This window comes from Methylobacterium sp. 22177, assembly GCF_052045615.1.
GTDB lineage: Bacteria > Pseudomonadota > Alphaproteobacteria > Rhizobiales > Beijerinckiaceae > Methylobacterium > Methylobacterium radiotolerans.
The window spans coordinates 80,698-92,691 of sequence record NZ_JBQEPK010000016.1; the positions used below are offsets into that span (position 1 = coordinate 80,698).

Annotated in this window: 7 protein-coding genes; 2 read left to right on the forward strand and 5 right to left on the reverse strand. The window is 66.9% G+C overall.

The genetic code is table 11. The features are described from left to right. Positions 1 to 158 precede the first annotated feature (158 nt). Positions 159 to 1,370: an acyl-CoA dehydrogenase family protein gene (locus ACTJK8_RS16260; RefSeq protein ID WP_012321692.1), complete on the forward strand. Its 1,212-nt coding sequence runs from the start codon at positions 159 to 161 to the stop codon at positions 1,368 to 1,370. 533 nt (positions 1,371 to 1,903) lie between these two features. Here the strand turns inward: ACTJK8_RS16260 and ACTJK8_RS16265 are convergent. Beyond that, positions 1,904 to 2,371 (reverse strand): hypothetical protein, encoded by a 468-nt coding sequence (locus ACTJK8_RS16265; protein ID WP_440762221.1) that lies wholly within the window; start codon positions 2,369 to 2,371, stop codon positions 1,904 to 1,906. Positions 2,372 to 3,326: 955 nt separating this feature from the next. Here ACTJK8_RS16265 and ACTJK8_RS16270 point away from each other — a divergent pair. Beyond that, positions 3,327 to 5,684, forward strand: coding sequence for a bifunctional diguanylate cyclase/phosphodiesterase (locus ACTJK8_RS16270; RefSeq protein ID WP_440762222.1), 2,358 nt, complete (start codon positions 3,327 to 3,329; stop codon positions 5,682 to 5,684). Positions 5,685 to 5,956: 272 nt separating this feature from the next. Here the strand turns inward: ACTJK8_RS16270 and ACTJK8_RS16275 are convergent, their stop codons facing one another. The 4 genes from ACTJK8_RS16275 to ACTJK8_RS16290 all read right to left on the reverse strand — a co-directional run bounded on the left by ACTJK8_RS16275 (position 5,957) and on the right by ACTJK8_RS16290 (position 11,976). Next, entirely contained in the window at positions 5,957 to 6,388 is a 432-nt protein-coding gene (locus ACTJK8_RS16275; RefSeq protein ID WP_012321696.1) for a DUF6894 family protein, read from the reverse strand. 4 nt (positions 6,389 to 6,392) lie between these two features. After that, positions 6,393 to 7,124 carry a Crp/Fnr family transcriptional regulator gene (locus tag ACTJK8_RS16280; protein ID WP_287079868.1) on the reverse strand — a complete coding sequence of 244 codons (732 nt, stop codon included), beginning with the start codon at positions 7,122 to 7,124 and terminating at the stop codon, positions 6,393 to 6,395. 535 nt (positions 7,125 to 7,659) lie between these two features. Then, a complete protein-coding gene (locus ACTJK8_RS16285; RefSeq protein WP_440762223.1) occupies positions 7,660 to 8,583 on the reverse strand; it encodes a hypothetical protein in 924 nt (307 codons plus the stop codon). A 204-nt stretch (positions 8,584 to 8,787) separates the two neighbouring features. Further along, a complete protein-coding gene (locus ACTJK8_RS16290) occupies positions 8,788 to 11,976 on the reverse strand; it encodes an efflux RND transporter permease subunit (protein ID WP_012321699.1) in 3,189 nt (1,062 codons plus the stop codon). Positions 11,977 to 11,994 lie beyond the last annotated feature (18 nt).

Below are 11,994 nucleotides of genomic sequence, written 5' to 3' on the forward strand. Positions count from 1 at the left end.
GGGCCGCCGCGATGGCGCGCTCGAGTATGTCAGATCCGATCGACGTCCCAGCTGCCAGAGTTCCAGGTTACAACCGTAACCGAATGATCTTCCGAACGACACGAAATGGATCGATTGCCGAATCTAATATGCATCTCGGACGGATGAGAGGTCTGAGAATGAACGTCGTAGCATCCTCGCCTGCCCCTGCCGCGAGGGCCGGAGATCCGGACGCGGCGCTGCTCGCGACTGTCGAGACACTTCGGCCTCTGATCGCGGAGCACCGGTCGGCCTTGGCTGTCGGACCGGACCTGCCGGAGCCGGTCGCGGAGGCGCTCATCGACGCCGGTCTCACACAACTCTGGCTCCCCCGGGGCCTGGGCGGTCCTGAGACCCATCCGCTGCGCGTTCTCGCCGCCATCGAGGCCTTGGCGGAACTCGACGGTTCGGTTGCCTGGTGCGCCGCGATCTCGTCCGGGGGCGCGTCACGCTTCGCCGACCTCATCGATCGGGACGCGATGCGCGCGCTCATGCCCGCCGGCAAGAAGTTCGCGGGCAGCGGCAGCGGCCAGCCGACGGGAACGGCGGTTCGCGACGGGGCCGGCTGGCGGATCAACGGACGCTGGTCCTGGGCGAGCTTCTGCCGCTTCAGCTCGGTCTCGGCACTGATGTGTCTCGAGATCGAAGGGGGACAACCGAAACTCGACGCGCACGGGCGGCCGTCTGTGCGGGGCGTCTTCATGGCCTCGAGGGACGTCGAGGTCGTCGGCAACTGGAACGCCGGTGGGCTGCGGTCCAGCGGGAGTCACGACGTCGTCTGCACCGACATCTGGGTGCCGGACGCGCGGACAGTCGACGGCGCGCGCATCATGATGCCGCACGATAGGGAGCCGCTCTACATGCTGCCGATGGCATCGGCGGCCGCGATTGCCGCCGCCGGCGTTCCGCTGGGCCTCGCTCGGGCCTCGATCGACGCGTTGATCGATCTCGCGCAGACGAAGACGCCGCATGGCGGCAAGGTGCCCTTGCGACTTCGCGAGGACGTTCAGGTCGCGGTCGCGCGCGCGGAGACGAGTCTCGGCGCCGCCCGCGCCTTCGCCCGCGATACGGTCTCCGGTCTCTGGTCTGAAGCCGAGAACGGCCGCCCGGTCACCCCCGCGTGGCAGGCCAAGATTCGGCAGGCCTGCTGGTACGCAGGCCACGTCGGGAAGCAGGTGGTCACGAGCATGTACGAAGCGGCGGGCAGTTCCGCCGTTCTCGAGGCGCTGCCGTTCGCGCGCCAGTTGCGCGATGTGTACGCGACCTGCCAGCACATGCAGTATCAGGACCGCATGCTCGTGCCGCCTGGCCGTATCCTCCTGAGCCTCGAGGCCGACGCACCTTTCATCTAGATAGAGGCGACAGATCCCTTCTGAATATTGTGGAACACGCGCGGCTTTCGGCGGCGCCGGGAGCGCGCGGTCCCCTTTTCCCGTCGCGGCGACCGCGCCGACCAGACATCGGGGTCGTCGCTCGGTGAAATCGGCGCGCCCGCTTCCGGCTGGCGGATGCCTTCGTGCGGACATAGCCGCGGGAGCCGATCACGACGCTTAGGGAGCTGTGAGGACGTTCGGAGCAGGGTCGGACGCTGCCGAAGTCCTACGCCTTGTCGCTGGCATCCGGCAGGTCGCGGAGACGCTCTGCTTCGGCGGTCAGGACCGCGACGGAGCGCTGACGCTCATGGGGGTCACGTACCGCAGCGAATGCGCTCAGGAGCGCCGCAACAGCCTTCTGCATCGCGTCGCTGTCGGAGGATGGAGATCCTGCCTGATCGTATAAGGAGGCGACAGGCACACCGAGCTCAGCGGCAATCCGCTGGACGAGGCGGGCGGTGGGTATCTCGCGTTCCATCACAAACCTATGCCATCGCGACGCCACGCTGGCCCTAGTTCATGACCACGCCCGCAGCCTCGGGGCTGACCTGCGTAGCGAGATGGCGGCCGACGAGCATGAGGGCGTTCGCGAACAATGCTCGTCCGTCATCGTCGCCCACGGCGCTCGCAGTTTTGAAGGCCGCGATCAGGTCGTCGGTCATCTCTTCGAGATCGCTCTCGTCGCGCCCGAGTATGGATATCGCTCTGAGCACAGCATCGGATGGCGCTGGTTCGGATCCGTTCTGGTTGGCTGGCTCAGCGCGCAGCGATGCACGGTGGAGACGCACTGCCTTGAGCGTCTCCTGAGTATGGTCAGATACTTCCTTCAGTTCTCGCCGTATCGCTGAAAGACGCTGCCGTAATGCAAGACTGACCGCCTGCAACTCCCGGGCACGGGTTATGGTCGCTTCAACCGAAGCCCGGAGTTGTGAGAAGCGAGTTTCGATTTCAACCATTGCGCGGTTCCTGCGCGCCTTCATGCAACTCCTAGAATGAGTCGTCAAATTCGCTCATCGAGCGGTGGCTGCTTCGAGGCGAACATTCGAGGCCCGCTTGTTACCCCTGTCCGAGTTGCCGGGCAGCCGACGAGTGTCCGCTTCTGGGCAGCGCCAATGCTCGTCCGTATGGCTGGCACGGGTCCGCAGGAGCGATCCGCCTCTTCCAGAGGATCTGCTTCGAAGCGGTCATCCGCTTGCGGCCGAGGCTGTGTCGAGAGTCCCTCCCGAGACAGACTTTCGGCCTTGCCTGCGGCGGCCAGCACGGGGCGGCTCGTCGAAGGACAGGACCGTCGGCAGTCCTGGTTGTTGCCCAGTCCGTTGGATGACGACGTCACCGCCGGCAATCCGGTTCGGGTGATCGAGGTCTTCATCGAGGAACGCGATCTGGGCGTCCCGGCTTCACCCGCTTCGAGCCCGCGGCGACGGGACGGCCTGCCTATGATCCGGCCACGCTTCCGCAGCTCCACCTCCACGGCTATCTCAACCGAGTGCCGTCGACCCCGCGAGCCTCATCTCGTCGTGGCCCATGAGGTCGTCCACGAGGGCCCGACCGGACCCAACTCCTCGCCTACAACGTGAATCGGATGATCCGCCTGTTCGGCACAACCTGGCTCATCCAGGCCGTTCGAGCCTGACCTGGCCGACCGCGCCGCCGTCATCGTCCTGCCGAGCGACGCTGCCGGCCACGAGCAACGCGTTCTGACACGGCCTCGGTCGCTTCCGGAACGGCAGTTCGGGGGGACTCCTGCCCGTCCGCTTCGAGAGTTCGGATGCACCGAGGCGGACGTAGCCGTGGCAGCCGTCCGCGACCCAGGCCGCCGTTTCGGACAGGAGAGGCGTGACGGGAATGTCAGGCTCAAGGCCGGGCCTGTTATGAACGGTATTTTCATCGTCTTCTTTCATGCCGGCTTCAGAGGGCGGCACGTACAGGCAAGACATGATCTATGGTGCTGCCGGTCTAGCCGCCGACCATTCGCGCGCGTTTGTTTTCACTGCTCTTGCTATCTGCCTCGTGGCCGGGTGGCTGGTCGCCGCACTCATGCGCACGATCAGCGAGGCCGATCTGGCTCAGCGGTACCGCTGGCTGGCGGGAACGGCAGTCGTGGCCGGCTTGGGCGTCTGGACAACCCATTTCGTCGCCATGCTGGGCTACCGGCCCGATATGGTGCTGGGCTTTGATGACACGACCACCATCTTCTCGGCGCTGGTCGCCATCTTGGTCGTGGGGCTGCCGCTGGCCCTGGCGAGGCTCTTTCCGTCTTGGCGTATCCGGACCCTGGCTGGCGCGGCCGCCGGGTTCGGTATCGGCGCGATGCATCACGCCGGCATGGCAGCGCTCGAGGGATGCCAGCAGACCCATTCGCCGGTCATGAACGTTCTGGCCGCAGGTATCGGTGCTTGCAGTCTCGCGCTGGTTTGTGGGCTGCCGCGACGCTTGGCGACGCCTTGGGTGGTCTGCGCTCTTTTCACCCTGGCAGTCACCGGTACTCACTTCGTCGCGATTGCCGGCACGACGCTGGTGCCCATCCAGGGCTATCGCGGCTTGCCGAACGAAAATATCGTGCTCAGCATCTTGACCACGGGAGGCGCTGCTGTCCTCTTCCTCGGGGCATTCCTGACGATCCTCGCGGCACGACGCTTCGACGCCCAAGAGCGTGCCCATTCATCAATTCTGAGAACCGCTCTCGACAATATGTCGAATGGGTTGCTGTATCTGGACCCGGCTGAACGCGTGCGCCTGTACAACCGGCGCTACCTGGAGATCTATCACATCCCTGTCGATGTCGATCTTACGGGCATGACCATCGATCAGATCATCGACCTTGTCGGCTATCGTCACGGCTGGACCGCAGAGCGGCGAGAGGCGGCGCGCCGGCGGGTCGACGACTGGCGGAACGTCAAGAACTCCAAACAGATCGACTACCCGCTGGAGGACGGCCGCGTTCTACAGGTCGAGATCCGCCCCATCGAGGACGGCGGCAATGTCGTCACCTTCGACGACGTGACCAAAGAGCGCGAGGCGCAGCGCCGGATTGCGGAATTGGCCTTCTGCGATCCCCTGACCAAGCTCGCCAATCGACGCGCTTTGAGTGCACGGTTGGAGCACGATTTTGCACCTAAGCGCGTCGTCAAGCTCCTGCTGATCGATCTCGATCGTTTCAAGCAGGTTAACGATACCTACGGTCACGTGGTCGGCGACCAGCTCCTCATCCAGGTCGCCAACAGGCTGAGGACGATCGCGGGACCGGACGGCTTCGTAGCCCGGCTCGGCGGTGACGAGATGGCGGTGCTGGTCTACGGCGATCAGACCCAGGCCATGGCTGTCGCCACCGCGGTGATCGAGGCACTGGCCCTGCCGTATGGGATCGACGACCTCACTGTGTCGATCGGCTGCAGCATCGGTCTGTGCTGCACGGATGACGCGCAGGATGCGATCGAACTCATGCAGTTCTCGGACATCGCGCTCTACGAGTCGAAGCGCCAGGGTCGAGGTCGAACGAGCTGCTACACGCCCGACATGTTGAGGACCGTCGCCGATCGGGTTCAGCTGGAAACGGACATGCGTGCCGCGATCGAACGGGGAGAGATGTATCTGGCCTTTCAGCCGGTGATCGCCCTCGTCGACGACCGGATCATCGGCTACGAGGCGTTGATCCGCTGGGATCACCCGAAGCTCGGAGCCGTGTCTCCGGCCCGGTTCATTCCGTTGGCAGAGGAGACCGGGCAGATCATTCCGATCGGAGCCTGGGTGTTGCAGGAGGCGTGCCGGCAGGCCGCGCGATTGCCGAACGATGTCTACGTCGCGGTCAACGTTTCACCGGTTCAGTTTCGCTCTCCGCAGCTCTTGTCTGATCTCACGCAGGCTCTGGCCAGAAGTGGCCTGCCGGCCGAGCGTTTGGAGATCGAACTCACGGAAACAGCGATCGTCGAGGACGGCCCTCGGATCGCCAAGATCCTGGCCGCTATCCGCCGCCTCGGCGTGACGGTCGCGATGGATGATTTCGGCACGGGTTACTCGTCGCTCGCCCATCTGCGCGACTTTCCGCTCGACCGCATCAAGGTGGACCGTTCCTTCGTAGCCACGGCCGAGACGGACCGTCACTCGTTGGCGGTGCTGAAAGGCATCATGCATATCGCGAAGGCGCTGGATGTCGTGCTGCAAGCCGAGGGCGTAGAGACGCCGTCGCAGCTCGCCCTCATGCGCGAGATTGGTTGCGATGCGATCCAGGGCTACCTGATTGGACGGCCGCAGCGATTGGTGGACAGCACTGTGCCGATGGCTCTCTCGGCCTAGCTTCGCGACCGAGTCATGAGCGTCCGCTTCGCCAGTGCGCATGAGCCGTAGGCGGCGGCCGGATAGGGGCGGAAACGGGAGCCGCTCCGGGTGGTTTCAAGCCTTTCTGCTTCCGGAGAGCGGATGCATCGATGCCGGCATGGCTGTAGGGACCCCCGCTGACCCAACGCGGACCCGGGAAGGTTCTGCCGTCAGGCTTTCAAAGGATCACTCGGTAAGAAGCGAATGGTCCATGTACCGCAATTCGCGCTCGGCGGGCGCTTGGCCGTCAATCAGCGCAACGGCTTTGCTGCAGCGTTTTCCGTTTCTTTGAGCAGCACGCGGCTCCGTTCCACGGCTGTTCGCATCTCTGTGGCGTCCGCTCGCATCTCGGCGATCTGAGCCCGCATCTCAGCCACCATCGCGCGTCCATGCCGCACCTGCGCCGAAGGAGATAGGTCAGGGGCCTGGGGGGCCCGCTCAGACTTGCGCCCGTCGTGAAGGCGCTCGTTGAACGGCACCTCCATCAGCTCAGTCTGCGCGGCGTCGCAGATCAAGAACGCGCAGGCCAGGGGGGCGGTGCCCTCGTGCAGGAGATCAACGCACAGATCCGGGATCGCCCGGCAGGCTTCCAGGTAGGCGGCCTCCAAACTCGGTCTGTCGAGCCCGTCCGTATCCCGCTCCAGCCTCCTGGGGGTGCGCAGGTGGAAGTAGAACAGCGGCATCGTCTCAGCGCATCACCATCGCCCGCGCGGGGGCGAGATGAAGGTAGTCTGGCTTGAAGTCGCAGAGGGCTGCAAGCCGCTCTGGATCCGGCACGTGCATCCAGCGCTGTTTCAGCACGATCAACCCGTCATCCCGTAGCACGCGGATCGATCGGTTGACGTGCACGGGAGTCAGGCCCGCGGCGTCGGCGAATTCTTCCTGTCGCAACGGCCAGGGAAAACCATCTTCGACTGGCACGCGAACAGCTTGTAGCCGAGCCTGTATCTCGCAGATCAGGTGAGCGAGGCGCGGGGCCGCCAAGCGGCGGCCATTGTTGATGAGCCACTGGCGCAAGATGCTGTCGGTCTGGAGCGAGGACCAGCGGAAGGCCTGGGCAATACCCGGGCGACCTTGCACCGCCTCTGCGATCTCGGCCGGGTTGATTTCCGCGATGAGGCCCGCACTCAGCGTGGTCACGGAATGATCGGCGTAACCGAGCAGGCTCGTCTGCACGTGGCTGATGTCACCGGGCAGGATCAAGTCGGTGATGAGACGCTGACCATCGGCGAGAAGCTTTGACCGACAGGCCCAGCCCTCCAGCATGACGAGAACGCGCTGGACTGCATCGCCTTCCGCGACGAGCTGTTGGCGTGGCTCGACGACCCGCGTTTGTCGAAGAAGGCGATTCAGGCAGGCACGATCCTCCGCGGTGAGATCTGCACCATATGCCAGCCTGCGGAGGAAACGATCCAGCATGAGGAGGCACCATTCCGCCGTCGGTATCTAGTCAGAATCGTTCGATCTCCCAGCGCAAGTTGTGCTGGCGCGTCGCCGGTCAATGCCGGCGAGGCACAGGGCAGAATCGTACGGACGGCGCTGCGCGAAATGGAAGCTTCTGCGGCGCGGGAAGGTGGAGGGCGGAACGTCCGCCGGCGGGCGGTGAGTCGATCTCCGCGTCCCACTGCGGGCGGCACGCGCTGAGCGGCCCGGTCTCCAGACCGGACGTGCGGGCACATCGCGCCGCCCTGATCGAATCGATGAGCCCTAGGCCAACAGACGGCATCGGAGCGAAGCGCGCCCTGGGCCGCCTTCCGCTCGCCTCCACAGGACCTGCCGGCCCGCGGGGGCCCGTCTCAGCCTCGCGCATTCGAGGGCTCGGCGCCGTAACCGGCTTCACGTGGGGGATTCTCCCCCCCTCTCCGCCAGTCTCTCTTTCAAAGCGCTCGAGGACCGGCGTCCTCCCGCTGTATCGGCGCCCGTCCGTGACCTCCGTGAAGCCCGCAGGCCGCGATCAGAAGCTGTATCCGACGCGCAACCGCATCTGATGGCGGTCGAAGCTCGACAGGTCGAGCGGCCCGGGCTCGCCCGTCGCCCGCCCGGCGACCTGGAAGCTCCAGGTGAACGAGGCCCAGGCCTGGGGTGACAGGGTCGTGTAGGCGGTCGGCCCGAGATACACGGCCTCGCCCGCGAACCTATCGAGCGCCAGACCGTCGTAGGTCCGGGCATAGCGTGCCTCGCCGCCGAGGAAGAGGCCGGGCCGGACGCAGTAGGCCAGTGCCCCCGCCACCTCGATCCCCGAACCGCGCACGGGCGCGTCCATCGCGGTCAGCCGCGTCGTCGAGAGCGCGAAGCCGACATTGACGGCGGCGATCAGCTTGCCGGGAATGATCTCGCGGTCGGCCAGCAGGCCGATCTCGGTGCCGAAGCTGCGCGCCGGCACGCCCGACCCGCCGTCGACGATTCCGTAGCCCGGCACGATGTTGAGGGTCAGACCGAAGGCGGCCGCCCGGCGGTCCAGCAGGCGCAGCCGGGTCTCGAGGAAGCCGCCGTTGAAACCGCCCGTGGTCCGGGTCGGGGTGCCGGGCGCACCGATGTCGTAGGCGTTGAAGGTGACGCCCGGAGCCAAGCGGAAATCGTGGGTCAGCGGCACCTTCAGGGCCAGGGAGCTGTCCACGGTCAGGAAGCGGGCGACGCGCCGGCCGAGGCGCCCGCTCGTCTCCCATTCCAGCTCCGCCTCCCCGGGAACGCCGAGGTCGCTGCCCTCGGTGAAGCCGAACAGATGCTCGCTGTCGAGGTCGCCCGGCGTCAGGTTCTCGGCGGCGGTGGGCAGGCTCTGGGCCAGCGCCGGGGCCGCGGTGAGCGCGAGCGCCGCGGCGAGGCCGCACAGGACCGATCTCGGAGCCGAGCGTCGACGCGGAGTGCCGGTGTGCGTCATAGCCCTGACCCATCATTATAGCTGATGCTATATCTAATAGGGTTGGCGATGCCAGGCCGTCAACGGCCGGGCGTGCCGTATGGGCGGGTCGACGAAGGTCCGGCCGCGGATCCGGCGCGGCGCGCGCCGGAGGAAGCGGCGGCGCGCGGCGGCCGCGGCGCCGGTCGTGGGCCGGTCGGGCGTGAGCCGTATCCGCGCTCCGGCTCACGCGGGACCGGTCTCGGGGGCTGTCCCGGCCGCGGGCGGGGCGGCGACCGGCCCGGGCTGCCGCCCGCGCGCGCGGCGCTCCTCGAGGCGCTGCAGGATCACGTAGAAGGACGGGACGAACAGCACCGCCAGGCAGGTCGAGGCTAGCATGCCGCTGAACACCGTGATGCCGATGGACTTGCGCGCCGCGGCCCCGGCCCCGGAGGCGGTGACGAGGGGCAGGACGCCGAGGATGAAGGCGAACGAGGTCATCAGGATCGGGCGGAAGCGCAGTCGCGCCGCCTCCACGGCGGCGGCCGCGATGTCGAGGCCGGACTGCCGCTTCTCGCGGGCGACCTCGACGATCAGGATGGCGTTCTTGCTCGCCAGCGCGATCAGCAGGATCAGGCCGATCTGCGTGTAGAGGTTGTTGGCGACGCCGAGCAGCAGCAGCGCCCCGACCGTGCCCAGCAGCGCCAGCGGCACGCCGAGCAGGACCGCCAGCGGCAGGATCCAGCTCTCGTACTGGCCGGCCAGGACCAGGTAGACGAGGAGGATGGCGAGCCCGAACACGAGGTAGATCTGCGCGCCGACCGCCTTCTCCTGGTACGACATCGCCGTCCAGTCGTAGCCCGTGCCCGGCGGCAGCACCTTGGCGGCGATCTGCTGCATCAGGTCCAGCGCCTGCCCGGAGCTGAAGCCCGGTGCCGCCCCGCCGACGATCGTCGCCGTCGGGTAGAGATTGTACAGGCTGATCAGGGACGGGCCCTGCACGGTCCTGATCTCCACGACGGTGCCGAGGGGCACCATCACGCCGTTGCCGGCGCGCACCTTCAGGTTCTCGACGTCCTCGGGACGGAGCCGGTAGTCGGGCGCGGCCTGCACGTAGACCTGGAAGGTCCGGCCGAACTTGTTGAACTGCGTGACGTAGGACGAGCCCACGTAGCTCGAGAGCGTCGAGAAGACCTGACCGACCGTCACGCCGAGGGCCTCGGCCTTGACCCGGTCCACCGCGATCGCGATCTGCGGCACGCCGGCCCGGAACGAGGTGTTGAGCTTCCGCAGCCCGGATTGCGCGTTCCCGTCGGCGACGATCGTCCGGGCGAGGCTCTCCAGCAGCGGGTAGTCGAAGTCGCCGTTGCGCAGCTCGATCTGCATGGTGAAGCCGCTGGCGTTGCCGATGCCCTGGATCGGCGGCGGGATCAGCACGAAGGTGTCGGCGTCCTCGACGCCCGCCAGCATCGTGTTGAAGCGCTCGTAGAGGCTGCGCAGATCCTGGCCCTTCTCCCCGGCGCGGGCGTCCCAGTTCTTGAGAACCACGTAGGCGACGCCGGCATTGGGCAGGGTGGCGTTCGAGTCGAGGACCGAGATGCCGCTGATCGAGAGGACGTTGTCGACGCCCGGCGTCGCCTTCGCCTGGGCGCTGATCCGCTGCATCACGGCGTCGGTGCGCTCCTTCGAGGCCCCGTCCGGCAGCTGCGCGCCGATCAGGACGTAGCCCTGATCCTCGGTGGGCAGGAAGGCGGTGGGCAGGCGGGTGAGCCCCCATCCGGCGAGACCGATCAGCAGGAGTGCCGCGGCGACCATCAGGCCGCTGCGCCGGACCATGCTGGCGATCAGCCGGGCGTACCCGTTCTCCAGGACGCCGTAGACGCGGTTGAAGCCGCGGTAGAACACGTTCCGCTTCTCCGGCGGCACCGGCTTGCGCAGCCACAGGGCGCACTGGGTCGGCTTCAGGGTGGCGGCGTTGATCGCGCTGATCAGCGCGGTCGCGGCGATCACCAGGGCGAACTGCTTGTAGAGCTGCCCGGTCAGGCCGGGGAGGAACGCGGCCGGCACGAACACCGACATGAGCACCAGGGTGATGCCGATGATCGGGCCGAACAGCTCCTCCATCGCTTGCTCGGCCGCCGCCCGCGGCGAGAGGCCCTCGTCGATGTGGTGGGACACCCCCTCGACGATCACGATGGCGTCGTCCACCACGATGCCGATGGCCAGCACGATGGCGAACAGCGTCGAGAGGTTCACGCTGAAGCCCATCGCCGCCATGGCCGCGAAGGCGCCGATGATGGTCACCGGCACCGTCGTCGCCGGCACCAGCATGGCGCGCCAGTCCTGGACGAAGACCAGGATGACGATCAGGACCAGCACGGCCGCCTCGAACAGCGTCCTGTAGACCTCGTGGATCGAGGCCTGCACGAACTCCGTCGTGTCGAACGGGATGGCGTAGACGAGGCCCGACGGGAAGGTCTTCGCGAGCTCGGCCATCCGGGCGCGGACCGCGTTCGCCACCGTCAGCGCGTTCGCCTCGGGCAGCTGGTAGATGCCGATGCCGGCGGCGGGCTGCCCGTTCAGCGTGAAGGACTGGCTGTAGGTCTGCGCGCCGAGCTCGACCCGGCCGACGTCGCGCAGGCGGGTGATGCGGCCCCCGTCCTGCGCGTCCGCCTTGATGACGATGTTCTCGAAGTCCGGGGCGTTGTTGAGCCGCCCGTTGACGTTGAGGGTGTACTGGAAGTCCTGTCCGGCCGGGACCGGCGGCATCCCGACGGCGCCCGCGGTGACCTCCTGGCTCTGCTGCTGCACGATGTTGATGATGGCGTCGGGGGTGAGGCCGCGGGCCTGGACGAGGTCGGGGTCGAGCCAGATCCGCATCGCGTACTGGCCCGCGCCGAACACCGTGACGTTGCCGACGCCGGGCAGCCGGGCCAGCTCGTTCTGCACGTTGATGACGCCGTAATTCGACAGGAACAGGCTGTCGAACTTCCCGTCGCTGGCCGACAGTGTCACGAATTGCAGGACCGCGGTGGATTTCTTCTGGGTCGTGACGCCCTGAACCTGGACCGCCTGCGGCAGCGACGACATCGCGATCGCGACCCGGTTCTGCACCAGCACCTGGGCTTGGTCGCCGTCCGTCCCGATCGCGAAGGTGACCGTGAGCGTGTAGGTGCCGTCGCTCGCGCTGGTCGACTGCATGTAGAGCATGCCCTCGACGCCGTTGACCTGCTGCTCGATCGGGAGCGCCACCGTGTCGACCACCGTGCGGGCGCTCGCGCCCGGATAGCGGGTGGTGACCTGGACCGTCGGCGGCACGACGTTGGGATACTGGGACACCGGCAGGTTGAGCAGCGACACCGCGCCGATCAGCACCATGACCAGGGCCAGCACGTTGGCCAGGACCGGCCGCTCGATGAAGAAGCGCGAGATCATGCCGTTGGCCCTCGGTGC